We start from the raw sequence: 21,547 nt of genomic DNA, 5'->3' as shown, positions 1-21,547 counted from the left end.
TCCCTTTGTTGTCTGGCCCTAAGGGAGTGAGATACCTGGGTGCGGAACGCGCGAAGGGCCCTGACCCAATCGCGTGATTAGGTCAGGGCCCCGGGTGCTAGTTCTTCGCGAAGATCCCCGGACCCGCAGCGGTGGCAGGTGCGTCAGCCGGCCGGATGCCCACGAGAGAGATCCCCTTGTTGGTCTTCTTCTTCATCACATTGCGCTCTTCCATCGCTCCGTACAGCGCCTTGCGCGACCACACTTCGGAAGCCTTCAAGCCTTCCTCGGCGCACCAATCCACGTACGTGGTGTACACGTCGGCGCCCGCCATCGTGCTGGACTCGTCCTCAACGAGCACGCCCGGGAAGAAGCCCGCCAAAGCGTCTGACGTCGCGCGGTACTCACGTGTTGCTGCCGTGATGCTGTCCGGGTCGCGAAGCCCCTGGGCGTACCACTCGACTGCCCCGCGCACGGCCCACGCGATAATCCCAGCGGCCTCAGCGCGAAGCTTCCTGTCAAGGTCGTAATCCCGCTCGTTCGGCGCGAAGTACCGGGCGAAAGGAATCAACTTCACCCTTCGCCAAAGCCCTTCGTCCTGAGACCGAAACTTCGGCTTGTGGTTCGTGGCGAGCATGATCAAAAACGTGGGCGCGAAGGTAAAGAACTCCTGCCTCAGGAACCTTGCCGTTACCTTGTCCTTGCCCGTCACGCGCTTCAAGACGGCTTCCGACATGGGCTTGCCCGACTCGCCTTCGGACGCCATAACGAGACGCGCACCGCGAAGGGCAGCAAGGTCATTCGGGATGCCCCCGCCGTTGCCCTTGTCCTCAAACGTGGCGAACGGAGTGGTGGACGTGATGCGCCCGAACACGTCCGTCAGCGTCTCCGTGAAGACGGATTTGCCGTTGGCGCCCTTGCCCCAGAGCACCGCAAAGCACTGTTCCGACGTGTTCCCCGTAATGCCGTAGCCCACGAGCCGGCGAACGTAGTCAATGAGATCCGGGTTGCCCGGGAAGATTTCCGCGATGAACTGTTCCCAGCGCGGAGCCTTCGCGTCCGGGTCATAGTCCAGGGGGAGAGACACGGTAAGCATGTCTTCCTTGTCGTGCGCGCGGAGCTTGCCCGTACGAAGGTCCACCACGCCGTTAGCGAAGCTCAACAGGTGGGGCTTCGCGTCGAACTCCTCAGCGTCCACGTACACGCTGGGCACGCTGCGCAGCTCTTCCAACAGGTTATTGATCTTGCTCGTTGACGTGAAGCCGCGCGACTCCTTCACGAAGCCTGCCAGCACGAGCGCCGCACCCATGGCGTGAATCTCCTGCCGAACGCGCGTGGCCGACTTGACCCAGGTCACCCCGTCCCACACGAAGAAGCCCAGCCCCGTTGCGTGCTTGATCCGGCCTTCCGTGAACGCCACGAGCGCATAGGCGTTCATCGCGTCGGCTTCTTCGCCGTACGTTGCGGCAAGCTCACCCAGGATGCGGGCAGCGTCGGCGCCCTGATCACTGGACACGACCGTTGCCCCCGTGCGCTGAGCAACTTCCGCCTTACGGTGCGCTGCCTCAGCAACCGCCCGGTCAATGACGGGCTGAGCCGATTTGACCGCAGCGTGAAAGGCAGGCGCGAAGATGTCCGGGTTCGCTTCCCGCCACTTCGTCACGTCCGTCTTCGGGCCCAGGTCAGGAATGGGCAACGCGTAGACGTCGATGCCGTACGGCTTCAACCCGTCAGCCAACGCCCGGTTGAAGCGCTGTCCCGCTTCGTCGTTGTCCCCAGCCGCGATGACCTGAGAACCCTTCAGCCCTTCGGCAAGCTCCGCCAACAGGTCCGGAGATCCCGCCAAAGCAGCACCCCGAATGCACACCGCGTCGTATCCCAGAGCCACGGACGTAAGCCCGTCCCCAGGGCCCTCAGAGACGATCACGGCGCCGTAACCCGACTCTCCGCGAAAGACCCCGTACTGTGCCCAGCGCTGCCCCTCAGGGTTGCTCAGGGACAGCCAACGCCCCGGGCACTTGCCGCTAAGGTCTCGCCCCTGAGCGCCGCGTGTGACTCCATCGAAACCGGTCAGGGGGACCACGAGACGCGGAAAGCGCGCGAACGACTGAGAAATGAAGTCGGGCGTAGCGTACGGGTCGGCCACGGCAACCGATGCGCCCAGCTCCAACCGAGTGAAGTCGTCCAGCGTGAGCCCGAATCGGTCAGCCGCGTAATCCGCCGCGTCGCCAACAGAGTTGACGTACAGGCTGTCCAGCCACATGCGGAGCTTCGTCACCGGAACGCCCGTTACGAGCTTCGGAGCCTCACGCGGAACGGTGTTGCCTTCCCCAGTGGCGTTGAAGAGCGCAGCCCAGGGAAGGCCAACCGCCTTGATCACGTCCTTCGTCTCACACGAGGCACGGCACGTCATGCGCACCTTGTCATCGTCTCCGCGCCAAATACGCAGCGACGGACGCGAGTCGTTGTGTGCGGGGCAGACCGCGAGATATCCGCCGTCAGCTTCCTCAGTCACTTGATCGAACTTGCCCAAAATGGCCGCGAACTCCACGAGCGTCTTCCCTTCGTCGGTGTCTCGTGGAGCCCTAAGGGAGTGAGATACCCGCTAGAACGTCAGCGCCCAGTCGGCAAGCGTCTTCGCGCCCTTGCTCAAGTTGCAGCCGGCGCACGCAGGCAGGATGTTGGAAGCCTTGTCGGCGCCCCCCTTGCTGAGCGGGTGGACGTGGTCCAGGTGCATGGCCCGTGCGTCGCAGTAGGCGCAGCGGTAGCCCCATCGGCGCATGATCTCTGTGCGGCTGTACGGCTCGTGTTCAACGCCGTAGTCCTGGGCGCGCTTGCGGTGCGTGAGGGTGTGCCGCTTGTCCTTCGGAAGTTTCCGGTAGTAGTCCTTGATGTATCCCTTGCGGCGCTTCGCCTTGCACGGGCCGCACGGGCACTTCGCGTCATGCGTCACGGCGCCACCACACTTCAGCGCCACGGGTTACAGCGGCGGAGAGCGCGTCAAGGTAGCGCCCCCAGTCTTCCCGCTCATCTGCCCCGGTCCGCAGTAGCGCGACGTCCCCCGTACCCAGGGCGCGCACGTCTCCCAACGCGGGGGCGCTCTCCGGGCCGATTACCAGAGTTGCCATACCTGACCCAATCTCGTGATTACGACAAAGAGCCCCGGTACGAAGCTCGTTGCTCCGCCCGGGGCTCTTCGGTTTGCTAGGTGTTCTCGTTCTGTTCGCCGGTCACGTTGCTGCGCAGCAACCGCACATGCGTTGTCGCCACGTGCTCCATGCGCAGACTCTTGCGGGGCTCAAACCCGCTGTCCGTGCCGGTCGGCTGAACCTTGAGCATGGGGAACTTGCGCCCCTCAACGCGCACGAAGTAGATCGCGCGAATGATCGCGTCAGACGCACGCACGCCGTTCTCACGTCGCGACGCGTAGTTGATCAGGTCACCCCGGTACAGGGCTTCGCCCGCGTAGTCAGTGACCGTTCCGCGCTTAGACATACTCCGGGTCACCGGTCGCTTCCTGCACTCCGAAGCGGCGCCGACGCTCACCCAGCACAGCAGGACGCATGTACGGGGCGTACTGCCAAAGCGGAGCCCGAACGGCTTCGTCACTCGCGCCACCCATTACGCGGCTGAGCAGGGATGCCCCCGCGCGCCCTTCGTCCCAGTCCCGCGCCGCGAAGCTGAACGGCTCAATAGGAACGTCGGGCGCCCGGAACGTGGTCAGTTCGGCGGTCACTCGGCAATCGCATCGTTGTACGCGCGGCCAATGTGAATGACCGGCTTCGTGTACGTGACGAGCTTGCCACGCATCTTCCCCTTCTTCGCGGTGTACTCCACGTACTCCAGCTCAAGCGCGCCGGTAGCCGTCTCGCCTACGTCCTCAAGCGCGCCTTCCGACTCGTGGATGATCTTGAAGAGCGTCCACGATCCGGTCTGGAAAGAGAAAAGACCAAGCTCCGGATCGTCGGCAAACCGGAAGGTCACCTTGATAGAAGGGTTCGGCCCCTGGTAGTCGTCTGCTGCCTGCTTCCGGTCAGCGAAGAGCACGGGGCAACCGCACTCCGCGCCCACAAGCTTTTCGTCCCGGGGGTGAGACAGGAAGTTGAAGCCGTCGCAGTGGTGCACGAGCTTGCCGTTGATCCACTGCTTCATGTCCCAATAGATCCCCTCCTGTTCGATGATCACCGGAACCTTCTTCGCGTCCGTGAAAACGTCGATGAAGTTCTCGGAAGTGCTCTCCTCGTTCTCCACGGGAGTACCGCCGAAGAGCTGGGCGACCGCGTCAGCCACGACCTTGTCACCGGTCGAGACGCGCCACTTCTCCAGCGAAACGGGAAGGTGCTTCTTCTTCGTCTCGTCCCACTCCGTACAACCGTTGTGGAGTCGGCCCACGGTGTCATCCGTGTACACCTTGCGCTCCGCCGGCTTGTTCTCTTCGTCCTTCGCCCAAATGCTCTTACGCGCCATGTAGGGCCGCTCCCTCTTGAAGGGTGCCCGGGACGGAACTTGCCACGTCCCGGGCAACCGATGTGCTCTTCCGAGAACTCGTAAGGGAGTGAGATACCTACGGGCCTCAGAACGCACGAAAGCCCCCCAGCGCCCGCGTGAGGCACTGAGGGGCAGGCGTGGGGGAGTTGGTCAGGATTGCTTGCGGCGGACGCTCAGCGACGCCTAGGCGCGCTTCCTATCCGGACTGTCCAGCAGTGCCCGAAGCTTGGTGAAGAGTCGTTGCGTCTCAGGGAGTTGGGTGTTGAACCGGTAGGCGGTGCTGAGGGCTTCGGCGCACTCGTTGGCGATGTTCTCCGCTTCCTCCCGCGTGAAGTACACACAGAACGGGGTTTGCGTGGACTTGTGGAACGCCATCATGCCGCGTCTTCCTCTCCGATCAGGAAACGGGCAAGCCGTTCCACAGCGTCAACCTTTTGGACAAGGGTGACGTCCTGATAGCCGCGCGCGTTCGTCGCAAGCTTGGCTACGTGGTCGGTCGCCTTGATAAGCGCTTCTTCGCGGGTCACGTCACCACTCCTGCTTCTCTGCCGTGTCTGCCAGACGGATGAGCTTGAGACCCAACAGCCGTGCTTCGTCAGGTGTCAGCCCCGCAGCCAACGGCCGGGACACGTCGCAGTACACAGGGTTCATATGCAGCGTCACGCTTCCGCCGAACGCGTACGCGTCCTTGATGGTGCCTGTTGTGCTTGCCATCGCTGCGCCCCTTCAGTGAGTCGCTGTCAGGCACCATCAAGGGAGTGAGAGACCCGGCCGGCGCCCTCAGGGCTTGTACGGGGTGTCTCCCATCAAGTCGTTCACGGCTAGATCGCGGGCAAGCCGCTGGATGATGGCACGCTTCGTGCGGTCAACCACTGCCTTCGGGTCCGGGGTGTCGTCCACCCACGCACGCATCTCGTCCACGAGCACCGAACCGAAGCGCCGACGCTCCCGGAACTGAACGCGCACTTCACTGTTCCGGAGCGGATACCGTCCGGGTAGCACGCGGAAGAATCGTTCCGCCATTAGCGCGCCCTTCGCTGGGTACCGGTGACAAGCTTCCCGCTGGTCTTCTTCGCGATCGGCTTGCCGAGCACCTTCCGCGACATGCCCCGGTCCCACTCGAACGTCCCGCGCAGCCGCAGGAACTGGGCGAAGACATCGTCATCGGTCACAACCGGCTTGAACGCCCAGGTCTCGTCAGTGATGTGGAGCACCGCCGAACCGTCGAACTCCGGCAGGGGCTCACGGTTGCCGTCCGGGTCAATGACGTAGTCGGCGCGCTCGTACGCAGCAAGCTGAAGCGCAACGTCCGGGTACGTGTTCTTGCCCGTCTTCCAGTCACCAAGGATCAGGTGACGCGTGCCGGAACGGTCAGGAGTCGGGTAGCCGTTCTCGTCCAGCCACACGTAAAGCCAGACGTCAAACGAACCCGCGTAGCCGTACGTGTCCGACCAAACCACGTCTTCAGCGCGGACGAACTCCGGGTTGACTGCCTCAAGGAACTCCGCGAAGTGCTGCCGGTAGGGCTCCATGTCGGGGGCGACGCGAACCCGGAACTGACCGGCGCGGGGTGAGCCGGCGGGGTGCTTCTCCGCAAGCCCGCCTTCGCCGCGAATCATGCGCTCGAACATGTCGTGAGCCTCGCTGCCGATGTCGGCGCGAACCTTGGTGTACCGGCGGGCAGCGCCCTTGAGATAATCCACGGCGCCTTCACGGTCGCGCTCCGCCATGTCTGCAATGAAGTCGATGGAGTCCACGGCGAGTTCGGCAGTCAGCTTCGCCTGCCACGGAGCTAGGAAGTTCTGCTTTGCAGACATTCCCAGGATGGACGTCACGCCCGGGTGAACAAGTTCCCGGTCCTCAGGGTGGACGTAGAAACGGCTTCCGCCACGGTAAACAGTGCGAACCTTCGGCAAGGTCGCTCCCTTCGTAGGTGTGTACCTGTACGAAGGGAGTGAGATACCGATCAGCGGACCGGGTGACGGAGTGACGAAGTGAAGCCGATCCGGGGTTAGCTCTTATAGGTGTTGTTGTGAATCTGAAAAATGAACAACTCCGTCACTCCGTCACTCGCCCCAGGTCAAGGCTCGTGGCGCTGAGCTTGGACGTGACGAAGCCCCGCCGGTACGTGGAGACCAACGGGGCTTCTAAGGGCTGGGAAGGCTGCTCAGGGCTTCACGGTGCCGCACCCGCAGCAGACGACACCGGACGGGTTCCAGTCCCAGCACCCGCAGTGTCCATCACGCGCGCACTGCGCCACCTCAGCAGATGCGGAAGCTTCGTGCTCCGCCGGAGTTTCGTCGGTCACCCGTTCTCGGCTTCCGTCTCTTCAGCCGGCGCAAGGGCGCTGTAATCCAGCCCGAACGTGTCCACCATTTCGCGAATGAGCGTGTACAGCTCCGCCTTCGTTTTGCGCTTTTGAGCGGCAGTCAGCTTCGCCTGACGCTTGCCCGCCGTCTCGAACAGCTTCCGCGCCTTCGAAATGGTTTCCTTGGTGCGCTCCGCGTCGCTCTTCTCCGCTGCCGTTTCGCCCAGCTTGGCAAGCGCGTCCGGGGGAAGGTCTGCCTTCAGGTCGCTGATCTTTGCCTGAAGCTCTTCGACCTTTGCCGCGTTGCCCGCGTCCTGATGCGCTTCAATCTGCTTGGTCGTCTTTTCAATTGTTTCCATGCGCCGAGTGATGCGCATTGCCTCAGTGCGCCCACGAATGGGAAGCTCCACGCTCTTCGCCGCGTACAGCTGTCGGATCGCACCTTCGGCGGAAAGCTCCGGGTCCGCTTCCAGCAGCTCCACGGCGCCCGGGAAAATCTCAGCGAGCATGGAGACTGATTTTTCGTCGTCCCGGTCGTACCCGCGCAGCCACGCTACGAGAACGTCACTGGCCTTGTTTCGGGTGGCGATCTGAAGCGCCGCGTGAGCCTCGCGCAGCTCCACTTCGTCTTCGGACACACCCTTCAGCGCGTCCGCGTACACCTTGCCCGCAGCGTTCCGGGTCGCCTTCATGCGCCACACAAGGTCAGGCAAGCCGGTTTCCGGGTCAATCATGTTCTGACGGATCGTCAGGAGAATGTTCGCCACGCGCTCCCCAGCGGACTGAAGCTGACGTCCGGCCGCTGAGCCTTCCCGCATTTGTGCAGCCGCAGCCTCAATGAGCTGGGGAACGTTGTCCCACGTCATCGGGTCATCGGTGTTCTTCACGATCTCCGTGGAAGGCTCCGCCGGCTCCGGCTCCGGCTTCGGCTCCGACTTCGCGGCTGCTGCCTTCGCGTCCTTGACTGCCTTACGGAGAGCGGTCCGCTTTGCCGTGGGAAGCCGCCGGATGATGGACTCAGCGGAAGCGGCCAGGCTTTCCAGTTCAGCCGGGTTCTTCTCCGTCTTGATGCGGTCGGCAAGCTCGTGCACCTGGGACGTGAGCCCGTCAACGTCGATTTCTTCGGGCTTCGTCGCTGCGGTCTTCTTCGCGGGCATGTCGGGCACTCCTTCGGTACGGGGGTAGCTGTAGCTTTCCCCACTGTCACGGTTGCTGATCGTGATGGAGACGGAGGATTCATTGCGCGCCGCAGTACGAACCATCTCGTCCGCCTGCCTCTCCGCCTCGCTCTGGGCGGAGTAAGCGTTGCTTGATGCGCGCTCCTGAGTGGCGTACTGAAAAGTCAGTCGCCACGGAAGCCGCGCCCCCTTCTTCGGCATCTCGTCCGTCCCCTCAGTGTCGGAATCCGCGCTGATCGTAGCAGCCGACGAAGAATCAGATACCGCGCAGTAAGCCTCATAGGCGACTTCGTACCAGCGCTCAGAGTGCATGTCCGCGACAGCGCTAGCAGCCTTGCGCGCGGTAGCCAAACGAGGCACGTCGATACCGGGCCGCATGAACCCGTTCTCAGCAAAGAAGAACGTCATGTACCGGTCGCTATGCGTCAAGACGGGGGCAAGTTTCGCAGCGGCAGCCCGACACGCTGTGCACGTGAGGTACGGCGTATGCGACAGACGAACCTTCGTAATCGGCTTCTTGCACAGCGTGCGAACGTCGCTGTCCTGGGCTCCGTGTGCAACAGACCCCTTGCCAAGGTGGAAGGTCCGGTAGCCCTTCGGTGCGCTAACGCCGCTCACTCGCTGCCCCCTTCGTCGGTGTACTTCGCTGACCGTAGCGTGATTACCTTGCCGTGTCCAACCCAATCACGAGATTAGGTCAACGTGAAAAAGCCCCGCACCAACCAACCCGAAGGTCAGTCAGTGCGGGGCTCAGGGTCAGTTCCGGGGGAGGGTCAGAGAGTCAACCGTGCTGTTCAGGTCATCCAGCGACCCCGTGTTGCCGATCGTCAGGTCAGTTGCCCACGCGTCTAGCTCCGTCTCGCTCTTGTGTCTGCCCGCGTCGCCGGCCAACCCGGTACCGGGGCGCGTGACCCGAATCAGCGTGAAGCCGTCCAGCAGCAACGCACGTGCTTCGTTCTCGTACCGCACATCAGAGACGACGACCGGAAGGTTGAGCGTCTTCGCTGCTTCAATGGCAGGGAACGCGGCCCGAACCCAGAAATCCGGGTCCATGTCGCGAACGGTCTGCCCGATGTTCTGAAGCACGCGGCGGACCTCAGGGTAAGTCGTCTTCGCGTAGTCCCATCCTGCGGCGTTGACCAGCGTGGACAGCCGCGTATGCACGCCGTACGAAGTCGGGATGAGCGGGTCAGTCCGAAGGGCCGCAGCTCGTACCGGGTCCGCAAAGGCAACCCGCTGGTACCCGTAGCGCTGCCGAAGCCGCGCGGCAACAGAGTCCTTCCCCGCGCGTGCAAGCCCGATCAGCCCAACGCTCCTGTAGTAGGCCACTGCCTGACTCCCTTCCCAAAGGTGTTGTCACCTGCCAGGAAGGGAGTCAGATACCTAGCCGCCCAGGAACGCGTGCACCGCAGCAACAACAGCGGCACCCGGGAACTCCGGCTTCACCGCGCTGACCACACCGACCACGCCGACCACAACCGCACTCACGATCTTCGGGTGCGCCTTTGCCCAGGACATGAGCGCCCCAGGGTTGAAGCGACCCGGCTTGCTGTGCTCACCCATGAATCCCCCTCAGACCTTCGGGACCTTCAGCTTGTCCCACGACGACTTGCCAGGCCAACCGTCAGCGTCCGCGCCCGTGTAACCACACTTCCGCTGCCACTTCGCGTACGAAGCCTTGTCAGCGTCCGACCACTGGGGGCCGGGGCCGCTCTTGTAAGCCGAGCACCCGACTGCAACGAGTCGCTTACCCAGGGCCGTCACGATGGACGACTTAGGCTTGCCCTTGAAAAACGCGGAGCCCGGGAACGGCTCATACTTCGGCTTCGGCTTAGCCGGCGCGGGAAGCTTCGCGGTCGCAGCGACCTTGTAACCGAACTTCGCGGCCTTCGGGTCCGCAGATACACCGCCCGGAAGATCCGGGTATCCGTAGCCGTACGTGTACGCGTCACGGCGAGCACGCTTCTTCGCGTACACCCCGTCCCCTTCGGCGCTCCCGTTGCCGTTCGTGTTCCCCTCGTACGTGTAGATGTAATCCGCGTCGTACGCGTACACAAGTCCCGTGTGGCTGCCACCGCCGCTACCGAAGAAGACCTGAGCGCCAATCGCGGGGTACTCGCTGAAGCGTCCCGCCCGCTTGAACCACTGGACTCCGGCCCAACACGAAGCGGTACGCGGGAACAGATCCGCAGCCCCAGCCTTCAGCGCGACCCAGGACACGAACGTTGCGCACCACGCCTGATAGTCCGACCACTCAAGGCCCGGAACTTCCTTGGAGAATTTCTGTGCGTTGTTCCAACGCCCGTTTGACTTCCCTTCGCGGTACCCGATCTCTGCCTTAGCTATCGCGCCCAGCGCCGTAAGGATCTTCGTCATGCGTGAGGCTCCGTTTCTGTGCAACACAAAGCCCCTCAGTCGTGTTACTGAGGGGCTACGTAATCCCGTGATTGGGTTAGACGTTGGCAAGCGCCACAATCGGGATGTCGTGATCAGCGCGCGCGCCCGCTGCTGTCTGACTTACGGTCGTGGGCAGCGCCGCGTTCGTCTGTCCTTCCGTGAACCAAGCCCGCGCGAACGGAGTGCCCGGCATCCAAAAGTTGGCGGTAGCAATGGGCGACTCGTTCTGAACGTGGAAAAAGGCGAAGTCAGCCGTACCGCCCGTGACAAGCGAGAACGCCACCCAGTAGCGCCCAGGGGTGAGCGTCGTTTGTGTGATCGTCACTGGAACGGCGCCAATGTGGTTCGTCTTCATCGCGGGCATGGAACCGGCTTCCTGTCCAGCCATCGTCAGCGCGATACCGCCCGTCTCGACAACCTTCGTGCCGTTCTCCCGGTAGATACCCGCGCGGTAACGGTTCGTAGAGACTCCGCCGTACCCACGCGCGTACAGAACGACGCGGTTGACAGCCGTCGATTCCGTGATGTTCAAGCCCACGAAATAGAGGCGCCCCGGAGTCAGATACTTCGCTGCCGGGTTGGCCACGGTGTACGGATCGCATGACCACGCCTCAAAGCCCAGCGCTTGCGGAGTCCACATGTTCTTCGGCGTACTCGACCCAGCGGCCGGAAGCTGCGCAGCCGGAACCTTGCCGTCAGCGCCCAGGGAAGCAACGCCGTTGACCGCGCCCTTAGTTGCTAGCGGTACGGGCTCAACAACCGTGAAGCGTGCAGACGGAGTGACAACCTTCAGTGCGCCGGCTTCGCTGTACGCGATCACTGCTCCCGTAGGAGTTGCCGGGGGTGCGCCCACGTCCTTGAGCGCTGTTCCACCCTGAACGCTGAGCTTCGCGCCCGGGACAAGCCCCTTGGTGCCGATGCCCAGGTTGCCCGTAGCGCGCTCCCCGTACAATGCGGCGCTCTTCCACGTTCCATCATCGCCCCAGTTCGCAAGCTCAAAGTTCGAGCCGAGGTCTGCGCCCGCCTCAGTCACGTTGTCAACCTGGAAGACCCAGCGGTTAGCGTCCGCCGTCCGGAATGAGAAACCCCGGTAACCGCCCGTGGGGCTGTTCAGGATCAGGTTTCCGCCCGACACATACCCCGAAGCGGGCAGCGCCCCAACGTCCCCAGGTGCAAGCGTCACAAGCCCGTTCGCGTCAGGGTTCACGCCGTTCACAGCGGTTACCGTTCCTGCGCCTGTTCCATCTGCTCCCGCCGGACCCGTGGGCCCAGCGTCACCCTTGTCGCCCTTCGGGCCCTTCAGGTTGCCAACGGTCGAGCCCCAACCGGAAGTCGAGCGCTGCCACACATCGCCCGTATCGGTGCGAAGCAGCATGTCACCGGGCTTCGTGTCGGTGCTTGAAGTGGTCGTGGTATTCACGTACCACGCTGCGCCCCGAACGTCCCCGCCAACGCGCGCCCAGGTACCGCCGGAACGGGCCCACATAGCAACCGTGGTGGACGTGACGCCCAGAAAGGTAGTTGCGGTGTACTGGGTGTAAACGTCGCCGTCAGCGCCCAGGGCCGAAGTGGGGGCAGCGGAACCGGTGAAGACCTGAGAGCCGCGCACACCCTGGATGCCCTGAACACCCTGGGGGCCCTCAAGCGAGGCAACCCACTCAGCTTCGGTGCCCGCATACCCCTGAGCAACCGCGACTTCGTACGCGCTGGGACCGGGAACGGCAACGTAGCTGGGAGTTGAGGGGTCAGCCGGCGCAATGTCCGCAAGGTCAACAACGTTGTTCGTCGTGTCCTTCGGCAGCACCATGGAATAGGTGCGCGCCCCAGTGACGCCCGTCAGGTTCTCCTTCACCGTGTATGTCCACGCGGACGGGTTCATATCCGGTGAGTCGGTGGCGGGAAGTCGGATACCGACGTTGCCGTTGGAATCCACGATGCGACCCAGCTCGTCAAGCGTGGCGACGACCGGACCGGCAATGAACAGGTCCGACTCAGGGAACGTTACGAGCCCCGGACCAGTGAACGTCACCGTGCCCTTGAGGGCGCGTCCGTCCCATCCCAGGTACGTTCCCGTCACGCGGACGGTAGGGATCTCATTCGGAATCGCCACGTGGGCCCCCTATCAGGTTGTCAATGTGCTCACGAAGCTCAGAATTTTCTCTGCGCAGCGACGCCACCTCTATGCGGAGCGCTTCGTTTTCAAGGCGCAGCGACCGCACTTCGGCAATCAGTGTCTTGACCTGGGCGTCAAGGGCCTCAGCGCGCGCTGTCTGGGTTTCCGCTAGGGCTGTCTGGGATTCGGCAACTTCCCGCCACGCGTCCCGGGCTCCGGTCCGAACCTGCCGATAGACCAGCAACAGGAAGAGACACGCGCCCCCAACGACTTCAGCAGTGCCGACGATGTCAGTCACGATGCCCCCGGAACGGGAGTCAGGACAGCGTCAATGCGCGGGTTGCCGTTGGTCGACTCCTCAACGTACGTGCCTGCCGGAAGTCCCGTTGCGAGCTGGGGCTCACCAATGCCGATCGTGTGGGAAACGCCGCTCACAGTCACGCGCTTGTTCACGCGGTAACCGATGCGGAAACCCTTCCACTCGTTCAGGTCGTCAAAGCCGATCGGCTGAGGGTGAAGCCACGTGTACGTCAGTGTCCGCGTAAACCCGCCGTTTGGGTCCGGGAAGTCAGACGTACGGTCAAGCGTAAATTCCTTCGTCTTGCCGCCGGTAATCATGTCTTCGATCCACAGCGTTACCGACACATCAAGGCGCGCACCGTTGGCCCAAGGGACGGAGAACGGGACTGCCAAGAGAAGGACCGGCTGATTCAAGCCCGTGGAATTGATGATGCCTAGCGTGTGGTTGTACGTCGGTCCCACCGTGCCCTCAACCGAAGGCGACTGATAAGACCCGTACGGCAGGCGCTCATTTACGCTGCCCAACTTCGGCTTCCGCTCAAGGGCAGTCAGCCGGCGCTTCATCTCATTCAGCTCAGCCAAGAGCGAAGGTGGCAGCGCGTTAGCCTGAATCGCCACTTACGAACACTTCCTTACTAGCGAGAGACAACGACGCTGTCTCAGTCCCGTTCACGTCTACGGCTATCTGCCGCTCACTGATGACGAACTCTTCGAGCAACTGCACATAGCCGGAATCGACGTTGACCGTTCCGTATGCGCCCAGCGGATACGTCTCTGGGCTGTACACCCCGGGGTAAAGGCCAACTGACGGAATGGCGATGACCTGACGACCAACAGCGCCCAGGGCTCCGGCCTTCGGAATCAGCTCCGCCGTAGAGCGAAGGTCCGCGTACGTCACGACCTGATGCATTACGGGAAGATCGGCAGGCATCGCGTTGAGCAGCGAGGCATACGGCTTGACGCCCGTTCCCAGGTCCGCCCCGAACGCATAGGCGCGCGTCGCCAAACGGCTACCGTCGTACGCCACCGCCGTAACGTCCGCGTCCACGCCATGTGTCAGCGTCGGAAAGCTGGCGGACAGCCGCTCAGACTTCACGACGCGGTGACGCACGCGGGCATGGGCAGTGCTGGACCAAAAGCACTCGTACCGGAAGTCAAAGCCCCCGTCTTCGTCGGCAAGCTCGTTGATTGCCTCACCAATGTTCTTCGCCTCGCTGAACGCCCAGGTGCGCGAACGTACGCGCCCCGTGTTCACGAGCCCTGAAGTGTCGGTGCCGATGCCGCCGTTGTTGTTGGCGTACGCGTACCACTCGCGTAGAAGCTGCGCCTGATCCTTGGAGCCCTTATAGCCGCCGCCCATGTTCAGATAGCGCGCCGCGTAATAGCTATGCCACCCAGCCGCATTGAGCGTGAGTACCCCGGTAGCAAGATCGGCCGAAGCCGTCCATACAGGTCCGCCCCACACGGGCACGTCATCCCGGACTACCACGAGACCCGAACGGCCGGGCTCAAGCGTCTCCGGATCGGCAACGTCCATCGGGACACCCACCGTGCACGAACCCGCGCTATTCAGCGTCTCCGTGTAGTTGATGCCCGTAACCGGCAACGCATTGACTACGTTGCCGGTCTTCGTCTCAACCTGTAGAACCTCAAACTCTGGCATGGCTCACCCCTCCCCATACACGAAGGGAGTGAGATACCTAGACCCAGCGGTCAACCCACGAGACAGCGGCGGTCGCTTGCGTGAACTCGTCATTGCTCAGCAGTCGCAGCCGATGCGCGCCCGGGACGTACTCAGGCCAGACGGAACCCGGCTTGATGAGTCCAGCGATGGACGCTCCCACCCCGTCCGTGACTGTCTGCGCCGCGCTGTCCACGCGTACCGTGCCCGTGTAGTTCACGCCGAAAAACTCGCCCGTCACGTCATCTATCAGCGTTGGGGAAACGGCGCCGTGAATCTCTACGGCGGGACGCGCGTTGAACGAGCCGTACTGAACGAAGTGGGACACGGGGGAGTACCCGGGCTCAGTCCCTTCACGCTTCATGCTGCGCACTGGAATGGCGCGGGGCTCATCGCCGCTGATGAACGGCGAAGTTGCGTACAGCTCAACAACCATGTTGCAGGTGCGGTACGCGAAGTTCAGGTCCAGCGGAGCACTGCGCCGACGCACACGCGCCTTGACGTACGCCGTTTGGTCGCCCGCTGCGCCCGGGAAACGGAACCGGAAGGGTAGTTCATCGGTGCACGGCTGGAACGCTGCCTGAAGCGCATTGAGGGCTTCCGTGAACTCTTCGCGCGTAGCTCCGTAGACCTCAAGCGTCAGCGTGACCGTGCGCCCGTTCATGTAATCGCGGCCAGGCCAGAGCCCGTTGCGCTGAACAAGAGTGATATCTGACGTCCGGATCTCCGGCGCGGACAGCAGCCCGTCAACCCCCGCGATGGATATAGGGGAATCGGGCTCACCCACGACCACACCGTTGAACTCGCAAGTCCAGTCGTTCAGTTGTGCCACTGGGCTACCTCCTTAACGGGAAAGCCCCCCAGCGCTATGGCTGAGGGGCTGACTTAATCACCGTGATTGGGTTACGCGGGGCCCGTCCGCAATGCCCACGCGACTTCGCGCCCAATCTGCCAAGGGTCGGCGCTGGACTGGACGTTGACCGTGACGCCACCGCCGGAGCCAAGTCGATGGTTGGGAATGACCGTGGAGCCGTACGGCAAGTCCACTTCCTCAGGGCCGCGCTCACCAACTCGAACCCGACCGCCCGCCGGTCCACCCATGGCGCGAACGCGGGGGATTGGGTTGTCGGGAATGTCGATGCTCAGCGGACCCATGCCCAGCTTGTTCGGGATCGCCCAGTTCAACAGGTCAACCACGCCGTTGACTGCACCCTTGACCGCCCGCGTCACGGTGGCATGAAGCGACGACGCAAAGCCGCCCAGCTTGCTGAGCCCGTTGCGCATGCCGTCCACGATGTACTTGCCGATGCCCTTTGCCGCGCTGAGCACCCGCGCCCCCTGACTCAGGATGCGCCCAGGGAGACTAGCGAAGAAGGATACGACCGAGTTGATTCCGTCCTTCGCTAGGTTCTTCACCCAGTTGAACGCACTACGGGTTGCGCTGACGATCTTGTCCCAGTGCTTAATAATCAGCCCGGGGCCGGTGAAGTTCAGGAACAAATCCTTCAGCCAACCGAAAATCTTCTTGACCCATTCCCACACCCACTGGAAGGCGGCAAGAGTCTTTTCCCGGATCGTGTCCCAGTTGGCGACGACGATAACGACAAGGGCCACAATCGCAGCGATCAACAACCCGATAGGTCCCATTGCGATAAGCCATGCCGCAGCCATCCGCGCAGCCTGAATCATCGCCTGAGCACCCATGAGCACCCAGCCGGCAACCACGCTAGCCGCGCTAGCAATCGCTGTTGCCGCAGACTTGAGCCACCCACCCACGACCGACCAATGCGCTAGCACCTGGGTTGCCGCCGAAGTGGTAGACGTCGTGGCAGACGTAACCCACGCGGTCACGTTGGCAATCGCTGCCTGAGTCGCTGTCACCCCCCACGCGATAAGCGAAGGCAGGAGGATCACGGTAATCAGTCCCGCGATGGTGCCGAAAATGCCGCTGTGCTGACTGACGAACCCGGCAGTTGCAGCGAACGCAGAACCAACCGCGCCCAACTTCCCGGCAATCAACTCGACCGCCGGAATCACCGTTCGCCCCAGCACGTCAGTAGCGAAGCCCGTAAGCGCCCGCGTGAACTGCTTCACCTTCGTAGCCGCGTTGTCGTGCATCGTGTCGCCCGCAGACTTCGCCGCGCCGTCCACCTTGCCCAGCGACTCAACCGCCTTCGAGGGGTCCAGCGCGAAGAGCGCGTCTTGCATGTCCTCAGCCTGAGTGCCGAAGAGCGACACTGCTAGCGCCGAACGCTCCGCAGGGTCCTTAACCGCGCGCAGCTTGTCTAGCGTCTGATCGAGTGCCTGAGCAGCCGCCGGCCCACCTTCGGCAATCGCCTTCGTCATGTCCTTACCGGACAGACCCATCTTCTTGTATGCGGCATCGACGTCTTCGCCACCCGCGCGCACAATGAGACCGAACTCCTTCAGCGAATCCGCCACAAGGTCGCCGTCTCGCGCGCCCGCCTGAAGCCCCTGAGATATGAGCCCCATTGCTTGCTTGCCTTCGAGACCCAGCCCCTTGAACTGAACGCCGTACTCATTGAAGGTGTCCAACAGGTCTTCAGCCTTGTTGCCGCCTTCCTGGGCGCCGCGTACAAGGATGTCAAAGGCTTCGTCGGCATTCTTCGCCATACCCGTCTTGAGCATCTGCCCAACAGCGCTGGACGTCGGGCCCACTTCTTCGCCCAGAACGGTTGCAACGTCCATCGCCTTTTTGCTGATCTCCGCCATTTCGTCAGCGGTCGCCCCAGCCGGAACTAGCCCCTGCTGCCAAAGACCCTTAAGCGCTTCGTTCGCATCGGCCACGGATTCGCCGTACCCGTCCGCGTAAACCGAACCCGCTGCCTCACCCAGCTTCTTCGCCTCAGCCGGCGACGCACCAAGCTGCGCGGCAAGTAGATCGTTGCCCACTTCCTTCTCAAGCGCCGACGCGATACCGGCGCCGATGCCGACCGCAATAGCCCCGCCCGCCACGAGCGCTAGCCCCTTGGCCTGTTCGCCAAACGCGCTGACTTCATCGGCTGCCTGATCCAGCGTCTGAGAAAGCTGGTCCGCGTCACCCATGATGGTGACCTGAATCGGCCGACCGGCCACAACACACCCCCTACGTCATGACCGGCGTACGCCGTTCCCCACCACCGCTAGGGCTCGTGCCCCTGCCACGTCCAGCGCGCTTCGTCTCGCGCTTCTCCGCCTCAACGTCCTCAATCATTTGGTCAACCAACGCGTTGAAATCGCGCAACTCCATGCCTTGCACGTCCGCCCACGTAAGCCCGCGAAAGTGCCCAATCAGGCGCGCGCAAGCAACTACGCGTTGGCTGCGGTAGGGTCCGCCGGAGACTTCCCCTTGAACTCGATCTGAAGGTTGTCCGCGTCCGCCACGGTAAAGTCAGGGTTCTTCCGCTTCATGACGATGTACGCCATGGCCTTGAGCATCGGGCCGCGCTTCGCCCCCGCCTTGTTCAGCGAGTCCAGCGGCTGACCGGTGATGTCCTCAATGGCGCAAATTTCACCGATGGTGAGAGAGTCAAGCTTGAGGTCAAGAACGTTCGGCATCTCAGTGGACGCGGTCTTGACGGGCTTCTTCGCGGGCATGTGTCAGCTCTCCAAATACTTTTGTACAACGGCAGCAATGCGGCGCTCGTACGTCGCTGCAACCTGAGTGGACTTGCGCGCCATGGCGCGGAATAGGAACCGGTTCGCTCGCTGCCCGCGTGATGGCCACCCGAAGTGAACTTGCGCGGCATACGGCACGCGCGACGCTGAGCCGGCCTTGATGACAGCGCCCTTCGCGGACGCCGTGACCTTGATGGACTTGTCCAGCTTTCCCGGGCGGTACTTCTTAGACGACTTCGCGTCTCGCCTACCGTCCGGACTTTCGCGCTTCGCCTGAGGGATAAGGACTTCACCGGAAGCCTTGTTCGCTTCACGAACAGCCTTGTTGAGTTCCTTATCCCTCAGGGTGCGCACGTTCCGCTGAAACTCCCGAAGGCCATCAACGCGAATCGTGTACGCGGAGCGCTGAGCCATTAGCCATCAACGCTCGTGCCAGGCTCCACGTACGTCAGCTTGATAGCCGCAACCCCCGGAGTACCCGGGTCAAGCACGCGGAACGGCAGGTTATGCACGGTGACTTCATCCGTCGCAGCTTCGGGAGACTCGCCCGTGAACTGGATCGCGGGGCACTCCACTGTCAGCGAAGCCCCGGGAAGCAGCCCGAGGAAGGTCACCTTGACCGCGCAGACTTCACCCGCAATGAACGCCTCATACAGCCCCAGCGACGCGGCGTTGAACTCGCCCTCAACCGTGCCTTCGTACGTGGGCACCGCGTTGCGAATCGGCTTCTTCTTCAGCTCGTTGGCACGAAGGAAGCGCCGGTCAGTCTTCATGCCCAGGTCGCCCGACAGCTCAACGGACGTGGCATCGAACGCCACCGCTGAACCATCGCGGGACAGCTCAACAGCGGTGCGCGTCCAGTCGTACGGGTACGCCTCAAGTGGGTACGTCGGGGCGACGATCTGAGCCGGAACGCTCGTGTGCGCAACGTCCTGAAAGTCAAAGCCGACAGTGAGCTTGACGTTCTCCTCAACCTCAGCGTTCAGGGTCCACTCAGTAGCCACGCAGCCCAGGTGCTTGTAAGCAACCTTGCTGCCATCGGTCCCGGGGCGCACCATCTGTGCGGAGAACGAAGGGGCTTCGGACACGTCCGACGTCTCAAGGACAGTGGTCTTCACCCCGCCCGTGTCGGTAACGGTGACCTTGTCGAATGCGGCGGTCAGCAGCGAACCGGCGCCCGCGTCCAACAGGTCACACTCAAGCTCGCCTTCCCCGCCCATGTTGACCACGTTCCGCCGGTCGGCGCGTGCGGTCTGCATACCCGCCCGGAAGCCCACGCTTTCGATGAACTCGCGAGTGGTCTTCCAGGAATCCGCCTGACCCTCGTACCCCTCAACCACGCCCGACAGCGCGCCGTACGAGTCTTCGCGACCAATGCCAATGCTTGCGTCAAGCGCCATGTTGCGCCCCTTTACTGATACACGCGCCCACGGACCCGGACGCGAAGGGTTAGCGCGCTGAAGGCGCCGTCAGTTGTCTCTGCCGTTTCCACGCTGGACGACTCAGGCCGGACGTCTTGCAGCCCAGGGACCACAGCAAGGTTGGAGTTCACGGCGCCGCACGCGTCCTTCACGTAGTCGCGAAGCTCGTACGCTGCGCGTTCCGCGTTGACCGGACTACCAGGCACGATCACAACCGCCTGAACTTCCACGTAGCCCGTGACGTTCGTCGGCTTCGGCCCAACGCGCATAGCCGCAGGAGTCAAGTCGTCATCGGTCGTTGCCCCTAGCCACACTTGCTTGCGCCGGCCGGTATCGCCCGTCTCGGCAAACGTGACTTGCACACCCCCGGGCACCGCCGCCCGAATGGCTTCGTACAGGGCGACCTTCACATCAAAAATCAGTGCCACGAGCGCCCCTACATGAAGATGAACGGAAGGCGCACGCGGTACAGGTTGAGCTTCGCGTTCACCTCAGGCAGCGAAGTGGGGCGCCAATTGCCCCCGGCTTGTGCCAACTGAATTGACCCGAACTCCGCCTGAAGCTGAAGCGCGCGATCAGGGATACGGGACACGTGATCAAGCACGTATTGCCGCGCGAGAGTCCGCACGCACCAACGGATCGTCTCCGGGGTCGGGTTCTCCGCCGTGTCCCAGCGCTGCCCCGTGTACGCCTCTACCGTCTCCACCGCGAAGTCAATGCCGTCTGACAGCATCTCGTCCGGGAAGAGTCCCGCATCGTCCAGCCCGTCAAGCGAGCGAACTTCGTCAAGGGTTGCGTATGCCACCCGTTCCCCCTCTCAGGGCAAGGGGGCGAACCCAATCACGGTGATCAGGTTCGCCCCCAACTGGAAGGGATCAGGCGCCCGTACCCACGGTCAGAACCTTCGCGCCACGGGTGTCAACAAGCAGCCCGTCCGCACGCTGAAGGAACCGGTAAACAATCTCGTCCGTGGAGAACTTGACGTCAGTGGAACGGTCCACGCGGAGCGACCCAGCGAAGCGGACCCGGTACTTGCTCAGGTCCGCAAACAGGATCTTGTTGACGGGCATACCGTCATCGCTCTCAACGATCTTGCCGTTGAAGGAGTCCGGGGCGCCGACCGTAAGGCCCGACTGCCACAGGTACTGACCGTTCGCGTCCTTCAGCTTCCGCATCTGCGCCGCGCGAAGGTCGTTGACAACGTACTTCGCGTTCCGGCGGTACGAAGACGGGACCTCGTGGAACAGGTCAATCAGCGCGTCGGAAACCGTGCTGTCCGTGTCGGTCAGGGCGAAGGTCGCGTTAGCCGGCGAAGCGTCGGTCAGGATGCCGCGCGGCTGACCCGTGCCGGTACCGGTAAGGAAGTGGCGAGCCATGCCGTCACCAATGGCCGGACCCGCGTCCGAGACAAGGAACCCGATGAGGTCGAGAACCTGATCAGTCGCGAACTCGTACGAGACGACCGCAGCGTGACCGTACTTGAAACCGCCCATGCTCCGCTGAATCGTGGTCGGGTAGGACTCCGGGACTTCCTGCCCCTCCCCGACAATCGCAGCGGTAGACCGACCCGTGATAACGGTGAAGTCCATCGGGTTGGCGTCCGACGTGGTGAACGTGGTCGCACCGCCGCGCATGATCGCGGACCGCTCAACCGCCTGAGCGATGAGCTGACCGTAAAGGGTCCGGCTCAGAACGTTCGGGTTACCTGCCTTCGTACCGTCCCGCTTCTCAGGGGCGAACTCGAACGCGCGCGACTCGCCCAGGTTGCCAGAACGAAGGGTCGCAGCGTCGTCTACGTCCGCCGAACGCTGGGTACCGGAACCGGGGGCCGAGCCCTGAAGACCGGACAGAAGCGAAGTGACAGCGTCGGTCGCCTTGATCGCCTCAATACCGCGCTTGATCCGGCCGTCAAAGTCAGCGACCGCAGCGAGAAGACGCTCTTCCTTGGCCACCGCCTCAGCGTCCATCGCAGCACCCGCGAACTCGTCGGCAAGCGACCGAAGCTCAGCAGTTGCACGCTCACGCGCCTCAAAGTTCGCGGACAGAGTAGTTGCGTCCATGTGG

The 21,547-nt window shown here is 63.0% G+C and carries 25 protein-coding genes; all 25 read right to left on the bottom strand.

Features of this window, described 5'->3' with window-relative positions:
• Nucleotides 1–97: 97 nt before the first annotated feature.
• Nucleotides 98–2,530, bottom strand: coding sequence for a phage/plasmid primase, P4 family (locus tag F0344_RS04825; protein WP_185297583.1), 2,433 nt, complete (start codon nucleotides 2,528–2,530; stop codon nucleotides 98–100).
• Nucleotides 2,531–2,584: 54 nt separating this feature from the next.
• Nucleotides 2,585–2,932 (bottom strand): HNH endonuclease, encoded by a 348-nt coding sequence (locus F0344_RS04820; RefSeq protein ID WP_185297582.1) that lies wholly within the window; start codon nucleotides 2,930–2,932, stop codon nucleotides 2,585–2,587.
• A 251-nt stretch (nucleotides 2,933–3,183) separates the two neighbouring features.
• Nucleotides 3,184–3,474 (bottom strand): hypothetical protein, encoded by a 291-nt coding sequence (locus F0344_RS04815; protein WP_185297581.1) that lies wholly within the window; start codon nucleotides 3,472–3,474, stop codon nucleotides 3,184–3,186.
• A 237-nt stretch (nucleotides 3,475–3,711) separates the two neighbouring features.
• Nucleotides 3,712–4,446 carry a recombination directionality factor gene (locus tag F0344_RS04810; RefSeq protein ID WP_185297580.1) on the bottom strand — a complete coding sequence of 245 codons (735 nt, stop codon included), beginning with the start codon at nucleotides 4,444–4,446 and terminating at the stop codon, nucleotides 3,712–3,714.
• A gap of 204 nt (nucleotides 4,447–4,650) precedes the next feature.
• A complete protein-coding gene (locus F0344_RS04805) occupies nucleotides 4,651–4,845 on the bottom strand; it encodes a hypothetical protein (protein ID WP_185297579.1) in 195 nt (64 codons plus the stop codon).
• Nucleotides 4,842–4,994, bottom strand: coding sequence for a hypothetical protein (locus F0344_RS04800; protein WP_185297578.1), 153 nt, complete (start codon nucleotides 4,992–4,994; stop codon nucleotides 4,842–4,844). The genes F0344_RS04805 and F0344_RS04800 overlap by 4 nt, the downstream gene beginning before the upstream one ends.
• A 1-nt stretch (nucleotide 4,995) precedes the next feature.
• On the bottom strand, nucleotides 4,996–5,181 hold the full coding sequence (locus F0344_RS04795) for a hypothetical protein (RefSeq protein WP_185297577.1): 186 nt from the start codon (nucleotides 5,179–5,181) through the stop codon (nucleotides 4,996–4,998).
• Between the two features lie 66 nt (nucleotides 5,182–5,247).
• On the bottom strand, nucleotides 5,248–5,433 hold the full coding sequence (locus F0344_RS04790; protein WP_219732110.1) for a hypothetical protein: 186 nt from the start codon (nucleotides 5,431–5,433) through the stop codon (nucleotides 5,248–5,250).
• Between the two features lie 56 nt (nucleotides 5,434–5,489).
• Entirely contained in the window at nucleotides 5,490–6,383 is an 894-nt protein-coding gene (locus F0344_RS04785) for a hypothetical protein (protein WP_185297575.1), read from the bottom strand.
• A gap of 388 nt (nucleotides 6,384–6,771) precedes the next feature.
• The gene (locus F0344_RS04780) at nucleotides 6,772–8,361 is read right to left on the bottom strand and encodes a hypothetical protein (RefSeq protein ID WP_185297574.1); all 1,590 of its coding nucleotides are present in this window, start codon (nucleotides 8,359–8,361) and stop codon (nucleotides 6,772–6,774) included.
• A gap of 348 nt (nucleotides 8,362–8,709) precedes the next feature.
• Nucleotides 8,710–9,282 (bottom strand): deoxynucleotide monophosphate kinase family protein, encoded by a 573-nt coding sequence (locus F0344_RS04775; protein ID WP_185297573.1) that lies wholly within the window; start codon nucleotides 9,280–9,282, stop codon nucleotides 8,710–8,712.
• A gap of 54 nt (nucleotides 9,283–9,336) precedes the next feature.
• Complete coding sequence (locus tag F0344_RS04770; protein ID WP_185297572.1) at nucleotides 9,337–9,516, bottom strand: hypothetical protein; 180 nt, start codon at nucleotides 9,514–9,516, stop codon at nucleotides 9,337–9,339.
• 9 nt (nucleotides 9,517–9,525) lie between these two features.
• Nucleotides 9,526–10,329, bottom strand: a complete 804-nt coding sequence (locus F0344_RS04765) for a peptidoglycan-binding protein (RefSeq protein WP_185297571.1) — start codon at nucleotides 10,327–10,329, stop codon at nucleotides 9,526–9,528.
• A gap of 76 nt (nucleotides 10,330–10,405) precedes the next feature.
• Nucleotides 10,406–12,460: a collagen-like protein gene (locus F0344_RS04760; protein ID WP_185297570.1), complete on the bottom strand. Its 2,055-nt coding sequence runs from the start codon at nucleotides 12,458–12,460 to the stop codon at nucleotides 10,406–10,408.
• Nucleotides 12,444–12,761: a hypothetical protein gene (locus F0344_RS04755; RefSeq protein WP_219732109.1), complete on the bottom strand. Its 318-nt coding sequence runs from the start codon at nucleotides 12,759–12,761 to the stop codon at nucleotides 12,444–12,446. The genes F0344_RS04760 and F0344_RS04755 overlap by 17 nt, the downstream gene beginning before the upstream one ends.
• Nucleotides 12,758–13,381: a hypothetical protein gene (locus F0344_RS04750; protein WP_185297569.1), complete on the bottom strand. Its 624-nt coding sequence runs from the start codon at nucleotides 13,379–13,381 to the stop codon at nucleotides 12,758–12,760. Before F0344_RS04750 ends, F0344_RS04755 begins: the two co-directional genes overlap by 4 nt.
• Nucleotides 13,365–14,426 (bottom strand): hypothetical protein, encoded by a 1,062-nt coding sequence (locus F0344_RS04745; protein WP_185297568.1) that lies wholly within the window; start codon nucleotides 14,424–14,426, stop codon nucleotides 13,365–13,367. The genes F0344_RS04750 and F0344_RS04745 overlap by 17 nt, the downstream gene beginning before the upstream one ends.
• A 37-nt stretch (nucleotides 14,427–14,463) precedes the next feature.
• Entirely contained in the window at nucleotides 14,464–15,276 is an 813-nt protein-coding gene (locus tag F0344_RS04740; RefSeq protein ID WP_185297567.1) for a hypothetical protein, read from the bottom strand.
• 71 nt (nucleotides 15,277–15,347) lie between these two features.
• Nucleotides 15,348–17,510: a phage tail tape measure protein gene (locus F0344_RS04735; protein WP_185297566.1), complete on the bottom strand. Its 2,163-nt coding sequence runs from the start codon at nucleotides 17,508–17,510 to the stop codon at nucleotides 15,348–15,350.
• Between the two features lie 243 nt (nucleotides 17,511–17,753).
• Entirely contained in the window at nucleotides 17,754–18,041 is a 288-nt protein-coding gene (locus F0344_RS04730; protein WP_185297565.1) for a hypothetical protein, read from the bottom strand.
• 3 nt (nucleotides 18,042–18,044) lie between these two features.
• Nucleotides 18,045–18,416, bottom strand: a complete 372-nt coding sequence (locus F0344_RS04725; protein WP_219732108.1) for a hypothetical protein — start codon at nucleotides 18,414–18,416, stop codon at nucleotides 18,045–18,047.
• Nucleotides 18,417–18,475: 59 nt separating this feature from the next.
• Nucleotides 18,476–19,462, bottom strand: coding sequence for a phage tail tube protein (locus tag F0344_RS04720; RefSeq protein ID WP_185297563.1), 987 nt, complete (start codon nucleotides 19,460–19,462; stop codon nucleotides 18,476–18,478).
• 11 nt (nucleotides 19,463–19,473) lie between these two features.
• Nucleotides 19,474–19,911, bottom strand: coding sequence for a hypothetical protein (locus F0344_RS04715; protein ID WP_185297562.1), 438 nt, complete (start codon nucleotides 19,909–19,911; stop codon nucleotides 19,474–19,476).
• A gap of 8 nt (nucleotides 19,912–19,919) precedes the next feature.
• Nucleotides 19,920–20,288 (bottom strand): hypothetical protein, encoded by a 369-nt coding sequence (locus F0344_RS04710; RefSeq protein WP_185297561.1) that lies wholly within the window; start codon nucleotides 20,286–20,288, stop codon nucleotides 19,920–19,922.
• A 70-nt stretch (nucleotides 20,289–20,358) separates the two neighbouring features.
• Nucleotides 20,359–21,543: a phage major capsid protein gene (locus tag F0344_RS04705; RefSeq protein ID WP_185297560.1), complete on the bottom strand. Its 1,185-nt coding sequence runs from the start codon at nucleotides 21,541–21,543 to the stop codon at nucleotides 20,359–20,361.
• Nucleotides 21,544–21,547 lie beyond the last annotated feature (4 nt).

The sequence above is a fragment of the Streptomyces finlayi genome (assembly GCF_014216315.1).
GTDB lineage: Bacteria > Actinomycetota > Actinomycetes > Streptomycetales > Streptomycetaceae > Streptomyces > Streptomyces finlayi_A.
Note: the sequence above shows the minus strand (reverse complement) of the source record. Positions and strands in the feature narration are given on the sequence as shown.